16 protein-coding genes are annotated in these 21,121 nt (G+C 54.3%); 13 read left to right on the plus strand and 3 right to left on the minus strand.

Translation table 11 applies throughout. The features are described from left to right. Positions 1–173: 173 nt before the first annotated feature. Positions 174–1,322 carry a hypothetical protein gene (locus tag LOC67_RS23100; protein ID WP_230265204.1) on the minus strand — a complete coding sequence of 383 codons (1,149 nt, stop codon included), beginning with the start codon at positions 1,320–1,322 and terminating at the stop codon, positions 174–176. A gap of 498 nt (positions 1,323–1,820) precedes the next feature. Here LOC67_RS23100 and LOC67_RS23105 point away from each other — a divergent pair, with 498 nt between their 5' ends. Then, positions 1,821–2,309, plus strand: coding sequence for a class I SAM-dependent methyltransferase (locus tag LOC67_RS23105; RefSeq protein WP_230265205.1), 489 nt, complete (start codon positions 1,821–1,823; stop codon positions 2,307–2,309). A 124-nt stretch (positions 2,310–2,433) separates the two neighbouring features. Further along, positions 2,434–3,066, plus strand: a complete 633-nt coding sequence (locus tag LOC67_RS23110; RefSeq protein ID WP_230265206.1) for a PEP-CTERM sorting domain-containing protein — start codon at positions 2,434–2,436, stop codon at positions 3,064–3,066. Between the two features lie 465 nt (positions 3,067–3,531). On the opposite strand, the gene LOC67_RS23115 is transcribed toward LOC67_RS23110, so the two are convergent. Together LOC67_RS23115 and surE are read right to left on the minus strand one after the other, a co-directional pair. Further along, positions 3,532–4,851: a tetratricopeptide repeat protein gene (locus LOC67_RS23115; protein WP_230265207.1), complete on the minus strand. Its 1,320-nt coding sequence runs from the start codon at positions 4,849–4,851 to the stop codon at positions 3,532–3,534. A 50-nt stretch (positions 4,852–4,901) separates the two neighbouring features. Beyond that, positions 4,902–5,663 (minus strand): 5'/3'-nucleotidase SurE, encoded by a 762-nt coding sequence (gene surE / locus LOC67_RS23120; protein WP_230265208.1) that lies wholly within the window; start codon positions 5,661–5,663, stop codon positions 4,902–4,904. A gap of 314 nt (positions 5,664–5,977) precedes the next feature. Between surE and guaA the strand changes: the two genes are divergently transcribed. The 11 genes from guaA to LOC67_RS23175 all read left to right on the plus strand — a co-directional run bounded on the left by guaA (position 5,978) and on the right by LOC67_RS23175 (position 21,078). Continuing rightward, complete coding sequence (gene guaA, locus LOC67_RS23125; RefSeq protein ID WP_230265209.1) at positions 5,978–7,570, plus strand: glutamine-hydrolyzing GMP synthase; 1,593 nt, start codon at positions 5,978–5,980, stop codon at positions 7,568–7,570. 7 nt (positions 7,571–7,577) lie between these two features. Beyond that, positions 7,578–9,254, plus strand: a complete 1,677-nt coding sequence (gene ettA, locus LOC67_RS23130; protein ID WP_230265210.1) for an energy-dependent translational throttle protein EttA — start codon at positions 7,578–7,580, stop codon at positions 9,252–9,254. An 83-nt stretch (positions 9,255–9,337) separates the two neighbouring features. Beyond that, positions 9,338–9,535, plus strand: coding sequence for a hypothetical protein (locus LOC67_RS23135; RefSeq protein ID WP_230265211.1), 198 nt, complete (start codon positions 9,338–9,340; stop codon positions 9,533–9,535). Between the two features lie 316 nt (positions 9,536–9,851). After that, positions 9,852–10,109, plus strand: a complete 258-nt coding sequence (locus LOC67_RS23140) for a hypothetical protein (RefSeq protein WP_230265212.1) — start codon at positions 9,852–9,854, stop codon at positions 10,107–10,109. Positions 10,110–10,135: 26 nt separating this feature from the next. Then, positions 10,136–14,329: a hypothetical protein gene (locus LOC67_RS23145; RefSeq protein WP_230265213.1), complete on the plus strand. Its 4,194-nt coding sequence runs from the start codon at positions 10,136–10,138 to the stop codon at positions 14,327–14,329. Positions 14,330–14,722: 393 nt separating this feature from the next. Continuing rightward, positions 14,723–16,264: a rhamnulokinase gene (locus LOC67_RS23150; RefSeq protein ID WP_230265214.1), complete on the plus strand. Its 1,542-nt coding sequence runs from the start codon at positions 14,723–14,725 to the stop codon at positions 16,262–16,264. 92 nt (positions 16,265–16,356) lie between these two features. Continuing rightward, positions 16,357–16,992 (plus strand): 5-formyltetrahydrofolate cyclo-ligase, encoded by a 636-nt coding sequence (locus tag LOC67_RS23155; protein WP_230265215.1) that lies wholly within the window; start codon positions 16,357–16,359, stop codon positions 16,990–16,992. A gap of 181 nt (positions 16,993–17,173) precedes the next feature. After that, positions 17,174–18,187 (plus strand): ketoacyl-ACP synthase III, encoded by a 1,014-nt coding sequence (locus tag LOC67_RS23160; protein WP_230265216.1) that lies wholly within the window; start codon positions 17,174–17,176, stop codon positions 18,185–18,187. Between the two features lie 120 nt (positions 18,188–18,307). Further along, positions 18,308–18,805: a YqgE/AlgH family protein gene (locus LOC67_RS23165; RefSeq protein ID WP_230265217.1), complete on the plus strand. Its 498-nt coding sequence runs from the start codon at positions 18,308–18,310 to the stop codon at positions 18,803–18,805. A gap of 13 nt (positions 18,806–18,818) precedes the next feature. Then, on the plus strand, positions 18,819–19,607 hold the full coding sequence (locus LOC67_RS23170) for a metallophosphoesterase family protein (protein ID WP_230265218.1): 789 nt from the start codon (positions 18,819–18,821) through the stop codon (positions 19,605–19,607). Between the two features lie 34 nt (positions 19,608–19,641). Then, positions 19,642–21,078, plus strand: a complete 1,437-nt coding sequence (locus LOC67_RS23175; RefSeq protein WP_230265219.1) for a sensor histidine kinase — start codon at positions 19,642–19,644, stop codon at positions 21,076–21,078. The last annotated feature ends 43 nt before the right edge of the window (positions 21,079–21,121 follow it).

Here is a 21,121-nt window from a genome sequence, read left to right on the forward strand (position 1 = left end):
GACCAAACAACTGAGCCGGTTCGCGCTAGCGACGGTTGAAAACAGTTCACGATCTGCACACCACGCAACCCACAACATCAGCCGCGCGGCGCCAGCCCGCGGTGAACGGTATGCGCCAAGACACATAACCGCTCGCTCGCGCGATGCGGCTGATTGAGAGGTGTTTTCGAGCACTACTGCTCACGTTGCCGTGCGAGGTACCTTGCCAATTCATCTTGGTTGATCGCTTTGTTGTCGTCGCGATCTGCTTGTGGCAAAACTTCTTTCCCTAGGAATCCTTGGCCCGACTTCTCTTTCAATTCACCACTCCGGATCACTCGATCCCGGTTGACATCATGACGTAGCATCAGGCGTTGCGCTTCGGCGGCATCCTGATCTGTGTAGCCTTTTTCGTCACGACGTTTGCCCATCTCTTTTTCGATTTCCAGCATCGTGGTCTTTCCATCACCGTCGGTATCAAACGCTAGAAGTCCATCAGCGATCGCCGGCTGAAGCTTGACATAGAGAGCAAGCTCTTCCTTTGTCGCGATCCCATCGAAATTGGCATCAACGGGTTGCATCAAAGCACGTGCTGACAACAAGTCTTTCGGTGTTAACCCGAGCTTTTGACGATGCTTCGCAATCATCGTGGCAATTTCGGTCAACGAAAGAAGTCCATCTTCATCTTCGTCGAAACCGTCCGGCTTCGCGGGCATCGGAGTTCCTTCCCATTCACTTGGTCCAAGGCGTCCATCACCGTCTCGATCAAAACGATTTCGGATTTTGATCGCCCATCCCTGATCGACGCCAATAATGCCGATCTCTTTTCTGATGACTCGGCGAAAGGCAAAGGCATGGGTCAATTCTTCGACCGTTAAAATGCCATCGGCATTGGCATCGATCTCATCAGGCTCTTCCGGCCATGCTGCGGTGATCTCTTCCGGATCGATCTGGCCGTTGCGGTTCGAATCGTGCTTTCTGATTGAACGCTCGGCGACGGTTCGATCAATTTGCTCGACATCCAGCTCTTCTCGGATCGATGCAAAGTGAAGTGCGATCTCGGGTTGCGAAAGCAATTGGTTGCGATTCAGGTCGGCTCTTCCGGCAAGAGACGCCCACTTCAATTTCTTACACTCCGTTTCATTCAAAACGCCGTCATCATCAAGATCAAAGATCGCAAGGGTCTTGTTTGCGTCGTCCAGATCCGACTGGATCAGTACCAGCGAATAGCGATCTTTCACCGGTTCGCTTTGGGCGTGGCAATACTTGGGCGAAAGGCAGGCTGACAACAATGCTGCGGCAGCCTGCAAACAGATGGTCAATTTGACGCGACGCTCTCGCATGGTCACTGGTCTCCGCTCTAAAACCATTGAATTTGGACACGCGACGATCATCTTAGCACCCTCCCGCCCGCAGAGGGGACACTGATTGTGCGATTTCAATTAAACGGCTTGTTTCGAGGTAACCAGATTGCGCCAAAATCTGATCGCTTTTCAAAAGATCACAATCAGCCGCCAGAAAGCCAAGACTGGATGTTGTAAGACGAGCAGCAAAAATGCCTTCACATTGCTGTTGACGAAAACCACCCCGGATTGCTACCGAAAAAACACCTAAAGGAATGAGTAACGAATTCCTACTACTTTTCAACGATTGAACCACCTGGACAGAAGGAATTGACCATGGTGCCTACGATTGGTCGGACATTAAAACGGCGTTTTGCGGTCCCATACGGCTGCTACAAACTTGTCACAGGGCGGCAATCAATGCTCCGCCAATCAGGCTGGTTTCAAAGCGTACGAGCTTCGAAACCCGAATCAGTTGATGGTCAACCAGTTCCATGGATGAATTATTCGATCGTCGAATTCCTGTCCGAACGCTTGGACAGCCAGATGACTTTGTTTGAATACGGAAGCGGCGGTTCGACACGGTATTTCGCGCAGCGCGTTCGTCAGGTCACCTCCGTCGAATACGACAAATCTTGGTACGACACCGTCGCCGAAGACCTGCCATCAAATGCCAGATTGATCTATCACCCCTTTGATAACACTGCACGTTATGCGGAAACCATTCAGCGGCAGGACACCCGCTTTGATGTTGTCGTCGTTGATGGTCAAGACCGAGTGCGCTGTGTTGAACAAAGCCTTCCCTGCTTGACCGAAGCCGGCATCGTGCTGCTGGACGATTCAGACCGCGAATGCTACCGCCCAGCATTCAAACTTCTGTCCCAACGAGGTTTCAGAGCGTTGAGAATCGCGGGACTTAAACCCGCCAGTTGTTGTCGCCACGAGTCCACCGTGTTCTACCGGCCAGAAAACTGTGTTGGGCTTTGAGCCTTGGGCTCGATGGCCGACCGTGACGTAACCTCGATGAAAAGTTTGCCACCGATGGGTTGTCAGTGTTTAAACTAACGCTAACGCTCCCAACAGTCTTTTCTTTCTTGTCGTGGCTGCCGTGATGAAACTCTTGATTCGATGCGTGGCGCTCGTTTTTCTCGTCGCTTCGCCAGCGTTTGCCGACATTGTCACTCTTCCCAATGGGGATGATGTGATCCCGGTTGATGAAAACCTGAATCCGTTTGATTTTGCCGACTCCTTTGCGACGCCTTCAGCTGTCGGAGTTTTTGGTATCGGCGACACGATCGTCGAAGGCACGATTCTAAACGCAAGTGAATCGGACGAAGACGTTTTCACGTTTACCATCGCCGATGGCACTCGTTTGGATTCGATCACGCTGGACTACATCACCGGTGACGGCAACCACTTTGTCGGAATCGATACGGGAACCTCGATGACGTTCCCCGCCAGCTACGATGGTACTTCGTTGCTGGTTGCACACCTGGTTTCCGACTTGGATAGCGGAGCCGATCTGTTGACAATCGATGTAGCCAGCAACAATTACAACACCATCGCTCCTCCCGGCGCATTGTCGGCGGGAGACTATTCGGTTTGGATCCGCGAAACCGAATTCCAAGACTTCGACTATTCGTTAACCTTCCGCGTCAGCGCGGTCGCGATTCCCGAACCGTCATCACTTGTTGCACTGCTGGGAATCCTCGCCACCACCTGTGTTACGCGAAGACGGAACTAGAGCTTCGTTCCATATAAAAATATGTGTTCGGATCATCAGCCGACGGGCGTTAGCCCCGGTTTTGTCCACGTTGACTTCTGGTTCAACAACCGTGGCTAACGCCAGACGGCTAATCCTAAAAGCGAGTTTCACCCATTAGCCGATGGGCGTTAGCCCCGGTTTTGTCCACGTTGACTTCCGGTTCAACAACCGTGTCTAGCGCCAGACGGCTAATTCTAAAATCGAGTTTCACCCATCAGCCGATGGGCGTTAGCCCCGGTTTTGTCCACGTTGACTTCTGGTTCAACAGCCGTGGCTAGCGCCAGACGGCTAATCCTAAAATCGAGCTTCACCCATCAGCCGATGGGCGTTCGCCCCGGTTTTGTCCACGTTGACTTCCGGTTCAACAACCGTGGCTAACACCAGACGGCTAATCCTAAAATCGAATTGGAACGAAGCACTAGGAGGCTTTCTTGGCTTGGCACTCTAGCTTTTAGCGACCACCACCAGCCCTTCGACTTCACGTCCCCGCTCCATTCTTAGCTTGGCCTTTGTGATGGAGAGAAGTGTTAGTCCGGCCGCCTGAATTGAAGCTTCGATGTATTCTTCATTATGTTGGTAGCGACCGTTGGGAAGCAATCGGTAGTCGACAGAAAGATCCGCCTGTTCCTCTTCGTGCTGCAGGGCAAGGTTTTCGACGGTAAAGATTGTCATCCCCGAGCTGGAGATGCGTTGCCGGACCGCGGCCAAGACCTGCGTCAAGTCTCCGAAGTAACACAGCGTGTCGCCGAAAACGATCAAATCAAATTCCAACGTCAGTTCGCACAGAACCTGCGTGAGCTCGCCTTCGATCAAATCATCATAACGGCCGGTTTGCTCTGCCAAACGAAGCATGTCAGGCGACAAGTCGACGCCTACCAACGTCTGGGCGTAGGGTCGTAGCACGCTTGAACAAAGGCCAGTACCGCAGCCGGCGTCCAAAACGTTTAGCCGGTTTGATTTTTCTAACTGCACCGAATCGATCGCGTCTTGGACTAAGACCGGAACGCTGTAACCGATTCGCGAAAGCTGTTTTTCGTACGATGAAGCAAACGTATCATCAAACGTATTAAGTACATAATCATCGTCGCAGCGGTCAGGCACCATCTCGCCCGTGATTCCGGCGATCATATGCCTGGGAATCGGATTCTCCGGATCGTGCTCGAGCCATTCTTTCCAAACACGCAACGCTTCGTCGTATTCGGTGATTCCGGCATAGGTCCGGCCAAGGTTGTCACGGGCGGAATCGAAATTCGGGTCTAGCTCGATCGCTTTTTCATAGGCTTCAATACACTCTTTGTATTCGCCGATGTCTTCAAGCACGTTTGCAAGGTTGAAGTGCACAATCGCTTCTTGGGGAAAGTCTCTGGCGACTTCGCGAAAATGGTCTGCCGCTTCTTGCGACTTTTCCAACATCACCAAGCAGTTCCCCAGATTGTTCTGGGCTTCGAGCATTTCCGGCTGCAACTTGATCGCATCGCGATAAGCCTGGATCGCTTCGTCATGTTTGCGAAGACTGCTACGGACGAGTCCCAAGTTGTATTGATAAGTCGGCGATTCCGGCTTGAACTGGACCGCCCGTTCAAAGTTGGGTAAGGCATCATCGGTGCGTCCCGCTTGGGCATGAAGGATCCCTTGAAGAAACCAAGCGGATGCGTTTTCCGGATCGCTATCGAGCACTTGTTGGCAGATTTCAGTGGCAAGATCTGGTTGCCCTTCGCGCAGAGCCGCAAAAGCGTCTCCCATACCGTATGAATGTTCTGTCATAGAAATCGTTCCGTTGTGATAAACGCTGCCAACAGGTCAGGGGTGTCAGACTAGATCTTCAAGTCCCATGACTTCATGTCTTCGGTCGTTTGATGACTGGTCATGTCAAACTGCAAACAGGTCAACGTGACATTGCCATCACGAAGTTCTGTAACGTCGGTCTGTTCTTTGGGTGGCTCGTCTGGTTCTTGCCACAACGCCCAGTAATAATCGCGGCCGCCGGGATCCTGTCGTTTTTCGTAGCGGTTGCCGTATTGAGCCAAGCCCATCGGGACAATCGCAAGGTCCGTCGGAGTCTCGGTCGCCTTCGTGGGAATGTTCAAGTTAAAGAGTTTTCCCGAGGCGTTGTGGTTCTTTGCGATTCCGCTGATCACATTTTTCGCGATCACCGCGGCGGCTTGGAAATCCGCGTCGGGATCATATTCCAGTGATACCGCGACGCTGGTTGTCCCAAAGAAAGCGCCCTCGATCGCGGCCGCTACGGTGCCGCTGTACAGCACATTGATTCCCGCATTGAGGCCGTTGTTGATTCCGCTGACAACCAGGTCGACGGGATCGTCACGCAGCAATTCCGCGATTGCCAATTTCACACAGTCCGCCGGGCTGCCTTCGACCGCCCATGCCCAGTGCCGACCGTCGCGATGGATGGATTTTTTAACCAGCGGGGTTAAATAGGTAATCGAGTGCCCAACACCCGACTGTTCCGTGGCGGGGGCAATCACGATGACTTCGCCGAGGTGCCGCAGCTGTTGCTCGAGGGCGGCAAGGCCTGGGGCGAACACCCCATCGTCGTTAGTCAATAAAATTCGCATGGCTGATTCGGCTGAGGAGTCTCGATTGCTTTTGGGGCGAAGTCGCCGGACAAGAATTGTCGCGATTGCGGCGGTATTGGATACCCAACGGCCCTTCAAAAATGCCCTTGAAAGATCCCGCCCTCGGGTCGCAGATGCCGGTGGTAGCCGATGGATCGTAAAAGAGTGCGGCGGCAACGATTGCGAGCTCGTTCTGGCCGATCCCAAAGATTCCTGGTCGTTTAGCCCCTTGGGTATTTTCGTAGCATTTTCTACACTCCGTGTTTGGCATTGACGATGCCGCTCCGGTTTCTTCAACCCCGACTGACGCCCGCATGAGTGTTTCGCACGCCCAAGAGAACTCTGCGAATACGAATAACTCGGCCCTCACCGACCAGCGAATCGTTGTTCTGGATTTCGGCTCGCAGTACGCACAACTGATTGCCCGACGCGTTCGTGAGCAGAACGTGTACTGTCAGATCTTGCGACACGACCTGTCGGCCGAGCGAATCGCAGAGCTGGCCCCCAAAGGAATCATCCTTTCCGGTGGACCGTCCAGTGTTTACGAAGATGGTGCTCCGCAATGTGATCCCGAGTTATTCAACTTAGGGATCCCAGTGCTGGGAATTTGCTACGGCATGCAACTGGCCTGCAAAGCACTCGGTGGCCAAGTCGATAGCACCACCACACGTGAATACGGTCACGCCAAGTGCGAAATCATCAGCGGTGATTCATTGTTTGATGAATTGCCAAGCGAAATCGATGTCTGGATGAGCCATGGTGATCAGGTTTCGTCGATTAGCGAATCGTTCACGACCCTCGCAAAGACAAGCACGTGTCCCTACGCGGCAATTGTCCACCGCGACCTGCCTGTCTATGGGATGCAGTTCCACCCGGAAGTCACGCACACTCCATTGGGCGGCAAGGTCCTAGCCAATTTTGTCCGGAACATCTGCAAGTGTGAACCGAATTGGCATCTCAGTGATTTTGCCGAATTGACCATCAAGCAAATTCGCGAGCAGGTCGGCGACCGGCGCGTGATCTGCGGACTTAGTGGCGGAGTCGACTCGTCGGTCGTCGCCGCACTGTTGTACAAGGCTATCGGAAGCCAGTTGACTTGCATCCTGATCGACAACGGTTTGCTGCGAAAGAACGAACAGACGCTTGTCATCGACGAGTTTTCAAATCACTTCAAAACCGATCTGCACGTCGTCAACGCGGAAGACCGGTTCTTGGCTTCGCTCGCCGGAATTACCGAACCGCAAGAGAAACGGCGCCGCATCGGGCACGACTTCATCGAGTGCTTCAAAACCGAAGCGGAACAAATCGAGAACGCCCATTTCTTGGCTCAAGGAACCCTGTACCCCGACGTTATCGAAAGCGGTGCAGATCCCGACGGCCCGGCAGCCACAATCAAGCTGCACCACAATGTCGGTGGCCTTCCAGAGGAGTTGGGATTTGAATTGATCGAGCCCCTGCGTGATTTGTTCAAAGACGAAGTTCGCCGTCTGGGGCTGGAACTGGGCTTACCTGACAAACTCGTTTGGCGTCACCCATTCCCAGGACCAGGCCTTGCCGTTCGCTGCCTGGGCGAAGTCACCCGCGACAAGCTGGTCGTTCTGCGAGCTGCCGACGCGATCGTCATCGAAGAAATCGAAGCCGCGGGATTGTATCGCGATACCAGCCAAACGTTTGCGGTTCTGCTGCCAGTTCAAAGTGTCGGTGTGATGGGCGATGCCCGAACCTACGACAACGCAATCGCCATTCGCAGCGTCAACACGGATGATTTTATGACGGCTGATTGGAGCCGTTTGCCGTACGACCTGCTGGCGCGAATGAGTACACGGATTATCAACGAAGTCAAAGGCGTCAATCGTGTCTGCTATGACATTAGCAGTAAACCGCCCGCGACGATCGAATGGGAATAAGATCGGAATGTCTCGACAATTCATCTATCAGATCGAAGGACTGACAAAAAAGCACGGCCAGAAAGCTGTGCTGGACGATGTTCATTTGGCGTTCTACCCGGGCGCAAAAATTGGCGTCCTCGGCCCCAACGGTGCCGGCAAGTCGACGCTGATGCGAATCATGGCTGGCCAGGACAAGGAGTTTGACGGTAGCGCCCGCTTGGCGAAAGGTTTCACCGTCGGCTACCTCGAACAAGAGCCGCCTTTGGATCCCACCAAGACGGTTTTCGAAAACGTTCAAACCGCCGTCGCCGAACGGCGCGCGATCATTGATCGGTTCAACGAGATCAGCATGCTGCTCGGTGACGTAACCGACGATGATGAAATGCAGAAGCTGTGCGACGAAATGGCGACGCTTCAAGACACGATCGACACCTACAACCTGTGGGAACTCGATCGCCAAGTCGAAATGTCGATGGCAGTCATGAACTTGCCGCCCGGTGATGCAGACGTCACAAAGTTGTCCGGGGGCGAACGCCGCCGAGTCGCATTGTGCCAATTGCTCATTCGCCAGCCCGACCTGCTATTGCTTGACGAACCGACCAACCACTTGGATGCCGAGTCGGTTTCTTGGCTAGAACAACATTTGCACAAGTATCCCGGCACCGTTGTCGCGGTGACGCACGATCGCTACTTCCTAGACAACGTTGCGAAGTGGATCCTGGAAATTGACCGTGGTCGCGGCATCCCGTTCGAAGGCAACTACACCGCGTGGCTGGAAGCACGCCAAAAGCGGATGGCTTTGGAACAGCGGCAAGCCAAGGCTCGCGAGCGGACGTTGAATCGCGAATTGGAATGGATTCGTATGAGTCCAAAAGCTCGTCAAGCGAAAAGCAAAGCTCGGATCAAAGCCTACGAAGATTTGGCGTCGCAAAAATTCGAGGACCGTCCAGACGAATTGGAAATCCAAATTCCGTCCAATCGCAACCTCGGCGATCTCGTCATCGAAGCGAAAAACATCAGCAAGGCGTTTGGCGAAAAGGTCCTCGTGAAGGATCTCTCGTTCCGCCTGCCCGCCGGTGGCATTGTCGGCGTGATCGGCCCCAATGGTGCCGGTAAAACAACCCTGTTCAACATGTTCACCGGGAAAGAGCCGCCAGATGCGGGTGAGTTCCGGGTCGGCGACACGGTCGATTTGGGTTACGTTGATCAAAGCCGCGATTCTCTCGACGATAACCACACGGTGTTCGAGGAAATCAGTGGCGGACATGAAACGATCGATCTGGGCGGACGAAGCGTCAACGCGAGAGCCTATGTATCGCGGTTTAACTTCCGCGGCCCAGATCAAGAAAAGAAAGTCGGGAAGCTCTCCGGCGGTGAACGCAACCGCGTTCACCTGGCAAAGCTTCTTCGCCGTGGTTGCAACGTCCTTTTGTTGGACGAACCGACCAACGACCTTGATGTCGATACCCTGCGGGCGCTCGAAGAAGCGATCATGAACTTTGCCGGTTGCGTCGTTGTCACGTCGCACGACCGCTGGTTCCTCGATCGACTCGCGACCCATATCCTCGCTTTCGAAGGCGATGGTCAGGTCTATTGGTGTGAAGGAAACTTTGAAGTTTACGAACGGAACCTGCGTGAACGGCTTGGGGAAGATCCCGACAGCATCAAACAGGCTCGTTACAAAAGCATCCATGCCGGCTAGAGCCGGACTTTGATGGCCCGCCATCAACATCGAATCACTGCAGGAGCGGTGATGATTCGTTACTCGCAATTACTCACGGAAACATGACGATTCTTCGCGTAGGAACCAACGAAAAGTACTCCAACAACTGGGACAATATCTTCGGAGGTAGCAAGAAGGCCACCAAGAAGAAAACAACCAAGAAGGCCGCCAAGAAGAAAACTTCGAAAAAGGTAGCCGCAAAGAAAACGACCAAAAAAGCGGCAAAGAAGAAAGCCACCAAGAAGAAGTCGAAGAAGTAGTTTTCGTTGTCGGGACGTCCCGTCACTTCACAAGGTGACATGGAATTCGGCAACCGAATGTCATGGCTGCTAATCGAACCTCAGCGACCAAAATCGAAACCGATGTCCGCTGGTAGCTCGATTCAAGCAGCTAGCTTCGCGATCGATAAAAGCTGCAACCCGGTAAATCAGTTGACAGTAACTCTGGTGGCAGTCAGGCAGCAGTGAAGTGCCAACCGTTCAAAGAGACTGTCACAGGTTTCAGCTGGTCCTATCGACATCCGTTGCGACAGCGCAGCGTGGTTTCGCAAGATCAAAGCCTATCCAACAATCGAGAGTGTCTGCTCGGATAGCTTGGACGAAAGGAAAGTATCGGGAGAGCAGCTTCACAACTCGATTTTGTCCCGGATTTGACGCTCGAAACGAACGCCGAAAACAGTATCCGCTACGTCGCTTGTTGTCGCGTTGCGATGACATTCAAAACCTCCCCACAATTCCTCACCTCATCGTTTCGGCTTTCGTCTGTGAATTGCTTCGCGTTCGGCTGATCAAGCTGAATCCGATCACACGTAAAGAGCCGAACTTTCGCGGCTGACATAACTCGGATTACAACCTTCCACCATGTCAATTATTCCCCCACCGGAGTCGCTCGACGATTCGCTAAGGCGGTTAGCGGGGTATTTGAACTTTTCAGGTGGAAGCAACGATCCGGCTATCGCTTCCCTTTGGAATGATGCCTACCAGCATGCCAGCCAGGGAAAACCGCTGACCGGAACGCCGGCTTGGCTGGTTTTGCACAACTGGATCGAGCAGACGCTATCGAACCTGTCGTCTGGTGCGGCCGGTTTTAGCGATGTCACGCAGGCATCGGATGTTTCGCGGTTGCTGCTTAGCAAGCTGCTGCCAGCGTACATGGATTACCATCGTGATCTGCTATTCCATCAAGAACCCGAAGTCCTTTTCAACGGGTTCTTCTTCGCCAGGGCGGCGGAAGTGTTGCTTCGCATGTACAGCGAGCAAGAAGCGAATCAGCAAGACGACGGCGAAGAAATATCGATCATCGATTCCGGCGTCGGTGCCAAGTTGGTCCACGATGCCATTTTAGAGCTGAATGATTACGTCGGTTATCGACCTGTCGCGGTTCTGGAAAATCGTCGAGTTCAGCCTTACGAGAACGAATTTGTTCGGCCGATTCCCCTGTACGTTCGCGGGGCCGGCGTCAGCGCGGGACCGTATTACGAACTGATCACTCTCGCCGTCGAAATCCTAAACGATACCGATCCGTCGGTACTGCGAGCGGCTTCGTTTGACTTCGACCAACTGGCCGAGCTTTCGCTTGACCCGAGAGCCTACGACTTTGACCATCCGGTTAATCGCCGTCCCAACTACCATTTCGGTGGATGGGACGAACGGACGGTAACACAGGAAGGTTACTACAGCCGTTTTGTGCTGCGGCAGGTGACATTGGATTCGCTGCTCGCGAGAGTTGGCGATGCCGACTTGGTTTCGCGCCAGGGATACAACCAAGACGAGTTGTTTACCGAAGCGGCGACTGTGCTTGCAGGCACGATCTTGATGGCCAGTGGGATCAGCGGCTGGGGACCGAGCGCTTATTCCAGCGACGTCACACTCAGCACGTTAATGAAACCCATCGCGGAATACCGGGATGAGTTTTATCTGGATCGGTTACAGCGGCTCACCGGCGACCATCGCGAACGCTTGAATGAAGAACAGCTTGTTCGGCGTCAGCCCTTCGGTGCCGCGCGGCAGCATTTAAATGCGGCATTGGCGGAACGACGTGCGGCACAGGTGCAACACGTCCAGCTGGCACGTCTTTACGCTCGAATGGGTTATCCCGATGCCGCGACACGGCAGATCGATGTCGTTCCCGCCGCCTCGGCGCGGATGATTTGCCGAATCGATTGCGAAATCACATTGGGACTTCGGGCCCTGCGATCGGGAAAGCTTGATGTCGCGTTGGAAGTCGCTCCGCGAGTTTACGACCTGCTTCAGCGTTCGATCCAGTGCGGTGCACTCGCTGATCCCTGGGACTTGATCGGGTTCGCCGGACAATTCAGTCTGCACCCTAGCCCCGACTGCAGCGTTCATGATTCACGAGTTGACGATCTGCTTTACCTGATCGATCAACTGTTCAGCTACATGGCTCGGGTATGGAGCGAATCGGCGGCACGTAATGACATGCAGTGCTTCGAATCGGTTAGCACCCTTTATCGTGAAGTCGCCCAGTGGTGGCGAAACTTTGGTGCTCATACGGTCGAATCGCTCGAAGCGGCCGACCCGCTGGAGTCCTATGACAGCGCGAAAATGGTCGCGCGAGCGTTACGAATCTGGCATGAAGGCGGCGCAGCTGCTGGTGACGTCAAATTCTGGGCACCGCATGCGGACTTTTTCGATTCTCCGCGAGCCTATTCGTTGGTCGTCACCGCGCTATTGGAACGCAACGACTTCTTGCCTTCGATGGCTCTGCTGATTCACTGGCTCGGCAACGCAGGTGAAATCGGGTTGCGGCAAGGCGGTAACTCACTGCCTCGATTGGCCGAACGCTGGTTGATGAAACTGCGTGGCACAAACGATGAGTTATCAACGGGAGACTACGCGCCATCGACGGTTCAGCCCGATCAGGTGTGGCCGCTGGCGCGAAAATGCTTCGACTACTTGCAAGCCAACGCCGAGGACTTTTATCACGCGCCGCGTTTTTCGTTGGTCGACCAACCCGAAACGCCACGTGACTGGGATCGCGAATTGGCTGGGGATCTGGATAATGATTCCGAAGGTGGCATTTACGACGCCGCATACGAAGACGTTACCTACCACGACACCACCGATGACGGCGTCGACGGATCGATTTATGAAGGCGGCGGAGAATACGGCAGCCACGGCGAATTAGAAGCCGAATGGAAGCGACTGGTCGACCGACTGGCGTTTCTTCAGTCGATGGCTCGCATGTGGGCGGTTGCCGCGGACATCGTCGTTACCGACGAAGTCACCGATGACGAAGGCCGGTCCAAAGACCAACTCGAAGCCCTTCGTGAATGGGCCGAGTGCGCTAAGAACAACCGAATCGGTTTGCTGGAACTTCTCGACGCCGTTCGTGCCTACCGAATTCCGACCGCGGGAAGCGACCGCGACTCGATGCGCGACTACGATCGTAGCCGCGTCCTCCGCGATTCATTGATGGAGCGAATCATTGGGACCGCGGTCGAAATGAGCGACGCGCGCCGATTGATCTGTGGTGCGATCATCGCACACGTTGACCGGCACGAAGTCTTACACGACCAAAAAGCCGACGGTCCCCAAGGGCTGAACGAAGCCGGTTTGGACGAAATGTCCGCGGACGATGTCCAGGCCGTTCGTCTGTACGCGTCGTTGATTGCCGGTGACAAAGAAACGACGCGAGCGTTGTTCCCGGAATACATCGACGCGATCAGCCGCGAAAACTTGCTTTACATCCCGCTTTCTCGCGGTGGTGATCCCGTCAAAATCTTTGTCGCAAGACTTCGCCAAAGAGTTCTGCGTCACTTGATGCACTGGCTGCCACGCCGCGGACTAGTCAGCGAAGCTTGCCGCCTGATCGAAGTTTCTCGGCTGATGGAACAGCAGAATAGCGTCGGAATCGGAGCAGTCACCGAGTTTGACAGTTTGTTCTGCGACGGATTTCGTGCGATCGTCGCCTCAGTCGTAGCAGCGGTTCGTCACGAAGTCAGTTCCGATCAAGCCAGTGACAATGACGAGCCAACTGATATAGGTGCAATCGCGAATGACGAGCGGCTAGCCGGTGATGTCTTGATCCCTCTGATCGAGCGATTGACCGAAACGATGCTCGGTTCATGGCTAGCGCACAGCCAGACCCTTCGGTTGTCGCCGCTGGAAACAGTTGCCGATCGGAATCAGTGGCAGCGATTGGTCGACTTCATTGGACGCTATGGCGATCCGATTTTCACGCAAGTGTTCCTGCAACTTGGGCACGTCCGGGCGATTTTGCACCAAGGCGTAGCGGATTGGCTTCAGCGAGTCATCGACGAAGACGAACCGCAAGTTTCAGACATGCAGCTGTTCGTCGACTTGTCCAACGGCGAACTTTCGATGGTGCAAGCCGAGCGTTGGATAACACTGGTATACGAGTCGTTGATTGACCACCATTCCGAGTACCAGGACTACAACAGCACAACAACACAAAGCGACCGAGGTGACTTGGTCTACATGTTCTTGGACTTCTTGCGACTCCGCGCCGGTTACGAGCGAATCGCATGGAACCTAAAGCCAGTCATGTGGGCACACGAAGTCCTTGTCGGCGAAGGACTCGAAGACGCCGCGATGATGTGGCGGCGCAGTCTGAGCGAACGGATCGGTACAGAGGCGGATAAGTACGTCGACCGTCTGCGGCGGATGCAAAAGAACTACTCGATGCGAATGCCAACAGTCGCCGATCGGATCTTGGAACGTTTCGTCCAACCGATGACAATCGCTCGCATGCGAGCCCTGGTTCTGCCCGCGATGCAAGATGCCGAGTCGGGTGGCAATATCGATCGGTTCGAGTTGCTGGAAGCCGAAGCAGAATTGCTTTCTCGAACCCCGACCGGGGCGGGGCTGGATGTTCCCGCATGGCTGGCCGCTCTTGAAGAAGAAGTCGAGCGCTTGGCGAAACGGAACGCCAGTAGCGAAATCGATCCGGAAGCTCTGATGACGATCACCATCGACCCACTTAGCTTGAAGGAGATGGACGAGCAACTTGACATTGCTCAGTCACAAGGTCGTGGTCTCCCGCACATGCGGTCACAAAAGAAGAAGCCGTAGGTTCGCGTCCCCTCCTCCGCGTCTTCTCCTCCGGGTCTCAAAATACGTGGAAGACGCGTAGTGGCAGGCCCCCACGCCACCGCGTCAAGTTTGGTATCATCGTTGATCCCACGAATCGACTTTGGTGCCGTCGTCATCGCACCAACGACATTCGTTTTGCCATGCGTTTATTCCGGCTAGGGCTGGACTCTGATGCCGGATAAACACGATTGGTTCCCGCCTTGTACTGCCTACCGCGGCGGTTTCAGTCGTATGTATCGCGATCTTCGAGTTTGCATAAACAGCAAGCCATTTCGGACCGCGACATCCGTTGAATCCCTGCCGATCGTTTCGTTGGACAAAGTCCTACGAAAACGAAACTAATTCCACCGGACCATACGATCCCAGACCGCCATGTCAGAGCCTCCCGTTCATCTTGCTGTTGATTTAGGTGCCAGTAGCGGTCGTGTGATTGCGGGTTGGCTTGTCGATGCACAGCTCGAACTTGAAGAAGTTCACCGCTTTGCCAACGATCCGGTTTTGATTCAGAATTCGCTGCAATGGAACGTGCACGCATTGTGGTCAGAGATACTTGAGGGACTACGTAAAGCCGCGACTCGTTATCTGCAAGTTTTGTCAGTCGGAGTCGATACATGGGGCGTCGACTACGTCCTAGTTGATCGAAATGACCAATTGGCTGGTCCGGTACGCAACTATCGCGATTCCAGAACGCATGGCATGCTGGCTAAAGCGTGTGATCGGCTAGGCGGTCCGGAAATCGGACGCGAAAAGATCTTTAAAGCAACTGGATTACAGTTCATGGAGATCAATACGCTTTACCAGTTGTTCAGCGCAGCAGAAAACGGAGAGCGTTCTCTTGAAATTGCCGATCACTTTTTAATGATGGGTGATTTCTTTCATTGGCTTTTGTCTGGTAAGCGCAGCATCGAAGCGACAAATGCGTCGACGACCCAGATGGTTGATCCGGCGACGGGGAAATGGCAAGTTGAACTGTTGGAAAGCTTGGGAATCCCATCACGGATATTCGAACCGACCGTCCAGCCCGGCACCGTCCTCGGCAAGGTTCAACCCAGCGTTGCCGAAGTGACCGGACTGGCCGACGTTCCTGTTGTTGTCCCAGCGACTCACGATACCGGTTCGGCTGTTATTTCGGTTCCCGTCGATGATTTCGCGCCGTCGCAACCCAACTGGTGCTACATCAGTTCCGGTACTTGGTCATTGATGGGGTGTGAACTCGCATCACCGCGCGTCAATGACGTCTGCTCGGAGCTTAACTTCACCAACGAAGGCGGCGTTGCCGGAAGCACTCGTCTGCTGAAGAACATCGGGGGACTTTGGATCTTCCAACAGCTTCGTAAATCGATGCAGCGTCAAGGCGAAGATGTGTCTTGGGAACAGATGGTTCGCCAAGCGAGCCAAGCCCATGCGTTTGAATTGTTGATCGATCCGGATCATCCCGATTTTGTCGCTCCCACCGACATGCTGACTGCGATCAAGTCCTTTGCCCAAGCAACCGATCAACCGATTCCCGAAACCGATGGTGGTTACTACCGAGCCGCGCTGGAAGGACTCGCGCTTCGATATCGGGTTTGCCTGGGGATGCTGGAAAGGCTTGCGGAGAATCGCATCGACACGATCCATATTGTCGGCGGCGGAACGATGAACGAGCTGCTATGTCAAATGACCGCCGACGCGTGTAATCGGACTGTCGTTGCAGGGCCGGTCGAAGCAACCGCGATCGGCAACCTGGTGATGCAGATGATCGGTACCGGTGCCATTGAGAGCGATGGCGACCTATCCCAATCCATTCGCAAAGCACGTGGGATCGTACGTGAAAGTTTCGAAGTCAAAACTTACACGCCCAAGAATCCCGATCTCTGGGACGAACCGGCACAACGATTCATGGCCCTTTCGAAGGCTCCCAGTACCGTTTAAGTGACCGGCCATTCATCGGTTTGAAAGGTCCCACATTCGCTGTCTGGTTCATTGTTCGTTGTCTCGCAATTCGCTTTTGGAATATTCGTCGGTTGGCTGACCAAGCAAAAAACGTGATTCGCGATCAAGCGAGAAAGCGACGGCGTGAAAGGTTCGCCGAAGCGCCAGCCGAGCGAGACCGTGTAAGCGATATCATCTGTAGCCAAGTCGACCAGCTCGCTGGCTACACGGAATCGAAATGCGTCCTCTGGTACGTCGGCGTTCGAGATGAAGTAGCCACGCAACGACGTATTGCCACAGAACTGGAGCGCGGAGCGACTTCACGTAGGGGCAGCTCGCCTACGACAGACCGCAGAATCTTGGTTCCGTTTTGCGAGGGAAACGACCTGGTGCTGTTTGACCTTCACTCGATCGAGGAACTCGAACGCGGCGCATTCGGAATTCTGGAGCCGGCTGCGAACCTGAAAGCTGAACCTGAGCGTCTAGTTAGCCCAGAAGCAGTCGACTTTGCGATCATTCCAGGACTTGCGTTTGATACCTCGGGCCATCGTATGGGATATGGACGTGGATTCTACGATCGCACACTCCAACGGCTAGTTCCAAACACACCACGAGTCGCACTCGCTTTCGATTGCCAAATGTTTGATCGGGTACCGACCGAGGCCCACGACGTGACGATGGACTGGGTCATCACTGAATCCGGCATCATCCAATGTGGGCTCACCTAACATCGCTGTGGTCCGACAGCACGAGCCGAATCATCGCTGGCGTAAAATTGCGTGGTCAGATTGACTAGGTTTTCAACACTGGGGTCCGCGCCAGCTGGCAAGATTGGTACTCTTTTGCGGCATGGAAAAAGCGTCCCCGATGTCGACGCTTACGCCTACTCCTTGTCTTTGGATGCTGAACGTGCCTCACGCTTGCCTTGGCCCCATCTCCGTACATTTGCCCGAACGCGTCGAGACAAATGAGCAACTTCAGGAACAGTTTCCAAACTGGGATTTGCCGTTAATCGAAGAAAAAACGGGAATCCGTCAGCGACACATTGCCGGAGAATCGGAAACCTCGAGCGACTTGGCGGTCCAGGCGTCCCAGAAACTGTTTGCCGAACACGGGATCGATCCGGGTTCGATCGATTTCCTGCTGTTTTGCACCCAAACGCCTGACTATCCACTTCCGACGACCAGCTGTCTGATCCAAGACCGCCTGTCGCTTTCGACGAACTGTGGCGCGTTGGATTTTAACCTGGGCTGTAGTGGCTACGTATACGGGTTAGCGATGGCGGACGGCTTGATCCAAAGTGGCGTTGCCAAGCGGATCCTTTTTTTGACCGCCGAAACTTACACCAAATACATCGATGAATACGATCGCAGCCTCCGGACCATCTTCGGTGACGCCGCAGCAGCGACATTGATCACCGCCGAAGACACTCCTTCGTTGTGGGGGTTCAAATTTGGCAGCGACGGTAGCGGTGGTGACATGCTGTTGGTGGGTGACGGTGGAGCCCGCCTCGAAGCCGACGCGATACGTCCACGCCACCGTAAGCGGTGGAAAAGCCGCCTGTACATGGATGGCCCTAGCTTGATCAATTTCACCGTCGATGCTGTTCCGCGGATGATTGACGAGATTTTGCAAGAAAACGACCTGTCCGATTCAGACATCTCGATGTATCTAATGCACCAGGCAACCTGGAAAATGCTGGACCAGTTGCGTCAGCGAATGGATCTGGAAGAACAGCGTTTACCAATTGAGTTAGCCGAGATCGGCAACACGGTTTCCTGTACGCTTCCAATCTTGATCGATCAGCTTCGCAAGGCTGGTCGTTTGGACCAGGAATCCGTTAATATGCTGGTTGGGTTCGGTGTCGGGCTTTCATGGGCAGGTTGCCTGTGGAAAGATGTGTGGAATCAGGCGGCTCCATGATCAAGCACGCTCGTACCGCGTTCGCGTTTGCCAATTACGGCGTGAGGGCCATCGGGGATGTCTGAATCACTAAGTGGGAGACTGCTAATTGCGTCCCCCTATCTGAACGACCCCAATTTCATGCGCACGATTGTCCTGATCGTCAACCATGACGATGAAGGTGCGTTCGGATTGACGATGACACGACCGACTGACCAACGATTAAGTGACCTCATCGAATTGTCGATCCCAACGGGAACGATCCGTCAGGACGATTTCATTTTCGAAGGCGGACCCGTCGAAGGTCCCTTGCTGGCGGTTCACGACCTAACCGGGATCGGTGCACCGATCTGTGACCAGGACGCCGGAATTTGGCTGACAGGTGACGAAGACCACTTGCGTCTATTGCTTCAGCGTACCGATGCTCGCGTCCGATTCATTTCGCAGTATTCCGGATGGGGCCCCGGGCAATTGGACATGGAGCTTCGCTCGGGTGGTTGGCTTGTCGGTCAAGCGGACAGCCAGGTCATCTTTGCCAATCCTGACCAGATTTGGGAAACGGCGGTGAAGCGATGTGGGCACGAGATCCTTTCTTCGATCTCACCGGGGCTACAGTTCAACGATCCATCGGTTAACTGATTCCGGGCCATTCATGCGTCGTTTCGTAATTGGCGATATCCACGGTTGTTCCAAGGCTCTTCGGACTTTAATCGACACGATTGCCCCGAAGAAAGACGACGAACTAATCTTTCTCGGGGACTACGTTGATCGTGGACCAGACAGCCGTGGTGTCATTGACCAGCTTGTTGACCTGCAATCTCGCTGCAACGTCATCCCATTGCGTGGCAACCACGAAATCATGCTATGCGGTGTAGCGTTCAGTCACCTTGATCCCGAAATGTGGCTCAATTCAGGTGGCAACGCGACGGTCACCAGCTACGGCGGATCGCTGGATAAGATCCCCGATTCCCATGTGAAGTTTCTGCGAGGATTGCGTCCACACTACGAGACACAGAATGCGATCTTCGTCCATGCAAACTATGATCACACGTTGCCAATGGAAGCCCAACCGGATGACGTGCGATACTGGCAGCACTTAACGCGAGCCACGCCGCCGCACTGCAGCGGAAAGCGGGTTTACGTCGGTCACACACCACAGGCCAGCGGCATGGTGCTTGACCTGGGTTACCTGGTTTGCGTCGACACATACTGTTTCGGTACCGGCTACTTGACGGCGATGAACGTCGGAACCGACGAATGCATCCAAGTTGACCGAAAAGGTTTCCGAAGGCGTGTTCCGGCGGAAGCGTTGATCCAATTTTTCGGTATCGCTGCACGATCCATTCGCACTCGATTGTTCGGTTCAAAGTCGGCCACAACAGTCACCGATGCAACCGACGAATTGACGACTTCCAAGAAAGATGATCACCAAGATCCTTGATCGAGCACGCGATCAGGCGGACTGAATTGACTCAATGAGTAAGATGCTTCCCAAGGATGCCGACCGATTGCAAACGGCTTTGTCTGAGGAACTTTCCTCCGATGGCGTTTCGATCGCACCACCGGTTTCCGGCTCGGCAGCCAAGTCAATTGCCCCACGCCCGGTCGAGTATGCGGCCTTCCGTCCTCGCATCGGCATGATCATCGGGCCGTTGGCCAGTATCGTTGCTGCGATTTGGCTGGCGATGATGCTTTCTGTGCAAACGACCGGCATGATGATTGTCGCCACCGCGATGTGTTTTATCGTCGGGACAATCCTGGTCATCTACACCGTCTTGAGATGGGAAAATGCCGAATCGGCTTACGAGCGAGAACGTACCGCTGCGGAGCTTTGGAATCTTCGATACGAAAACTTGCGATCGGAATTTCAACGCACCGCATCGGCGCTTTCACACATGACCGATGGGGTCGTGATGCTTTCGCCGAAAACCGAGATCGTCTTGATCAATGAAGCCGCACGAAGACTGCTAGCGCTAACATCGGGGGGCCAATACTTGGGACGCAAGATTTCGGAGATGGTCCGAATCCCAGAAATCGTTGCCGCCGTGGACCGCGCCGGCCGTGGAAAGATCGACGAAAATGTCGCGGTCGAAGTTGTCGATGGTTCGATCGTTCGTCCCGTCGCCGTACGAGTCAATCGCATCCTGGAAACTCAGCCGCCGCACCTCCTGCTGGTTCTCAGTGACGAAACGGAGGCCCAGCGGGTCGAAGCGATCCGCCGAGAATTCATCGCCAACGTTTCGCACGAATTGAAAACGCCGTTAGCGGCGATCAAAGGCTATGCCGAAACGGTCGAACTTGCCATTCAAGACGACCCCGAATCTGCCGCCCACTTTATCGCTCAGATCGGAAATCAGTGTGACCGACTGGAGTACCTGATCGCCGACATGATGAAGCTCGCGCGGGCTCAGTCTGGCAAAGGCACCTTGTTGATTCAGTCGCTGGATCTGGAAAAGGTCATCAATCACGCGATGACGTCATTCATGCCGGTTGCCGGTGCGAAGCAAATCGAGCTGAAAGTGGAATCGAGCGACAGTCCTGTTCACGTGCTGGCTGACGAAGAAGCTGCTCTGACAATCACCCAAAACTTGATCAGCAATGCGATCCGGCACACCAATGCCGGCGGACACGTCACCGTCAGTTGCCGACGTGAGGAAGCGGGCTGGGTGATGGCAGTCAAAGATGACGGTGTCGGAATTGCCGAAGAGTTCCAGGAACGAATCTTTGAGCGGTTTTACCGAGTCGACCGAACCCGCAAAACGCACGACGGGGGAACCGGCATCGGACTGGCAATCGTCAAAAATCTGACCCGTGCTCTTGGGGGGAGAGTCGGGGTGATCAGCAGCCCCGGAAAGGGCGCAACTTTCGAGGTTTGGCTTCGCTCCTCCGATTCACAACAAAGTCTTCATTAAAGATTTATCGCTCCAGCGGCGGGGGTAGACTGTACATTTCCGA

It is taken from the genome of Stieleria sp. JC731 (assembly GCF_020966635.1).
In the GTDB taxonomy this organism is placed as follows: domain Bacteria; phylum Planctomycetota; class Planctomycetia; order Pirellulales; family Pirellulaceae; genus Stieleria.

Excerpts from the sequence above, each read along its gene's own strand:
- LOC67_RS23100 (WP_230265204.1), bottom strand. The coding sequence starts at position 1,322 with ATGCGAGAGCGTCGCGTCAAATTGACCATCTGTTTGCAGGCTGCCGCA.
- LOC67_RS23105 (WP_230265205.1), top strand. The coding sequence starts at position 1,821 with ATGAATTATTCGATCGTCGAATTCCTGTCCGAACGCTTGGACAGCCAG.
- LOC67_RS23110 (WP_230265206.1), top strand. The coding sequence starts at position 2,434 with ATGAAACTCTTGATTCGATGCGTGGCGCTCGTTTTTCTCGTCGCTTCG.
- LOC67_RS23115 (WP_230265207.1), bottom strand. The coding sequence starts at position 4,851 with ATGACAGAACATTCATACGGTATGGGAGACGCTTTTGCGGCTCTGCGC.
- surE (WP_230265208.1), bottom strand. The coding sequence starts at position 5,663 with ATGCGAATTTTATTGACTAACGACGATGGGGTGTTCGCCCCAGGCCTT.
- guaA (WP_230265209.1), top strand. The coding sequence starts at position 5,978 with ATGAGTGTTTCGCACGCCCAAGAGAACTCTGCGAATACGAATAACTCG.
- ettA (WP_230265210.1), top strand. The coding sequence starts at position 7,578 with ATGTCTCGACAATTCATCTATCAGATCGAAGGACTGACAAAAAAGCAC.
- LOC67_RS23135 (WP_230265211.1), top strand. The coding sequence starts at position 9,338 with ATGACGATTCTTCGCGTAGGAACCAACGAAAAGTACTCCAACAACTGG.
- LOC67_RS23145 (WP_230265213.1), top strand. The coding sequence starts at position 10,136 with ATGTCAATTATTCCCCCACCGGAGTCGCTCGACGATTCGCTAAGGCGG.
- LOC67_RS23150 (WP_230265214.1), top strand. The coding sequence starts at position 14,723 with ATGTCAGAGCCTCCCGTTCATCTTGCTGTTGATTTAGGTGCCAGTAGC.
- LOC67_RS23165 (WP_230265217.1), top strand. The coding sequence starts at position 18,308 with ATGCGCACGATTGTCCTGATCGTCAACCATGACGATGAAGGTGCGTTC.
- LOC67_RS23170 (WP_230265218.1), top strand. The coding sequence starts at position 18,819 with ATGCGTCGTTTCGTAATTGGCGATATCCACGGTTGTTCCAAGGCTCTT.
- LOC67_RS23175 (WP_230265219.1), top strand. The coding sequence starts at position 19,642 with ATGAGTAAGATGCTTCCCAAGGATGCCGACCGATTGCAAACGGCTTTG.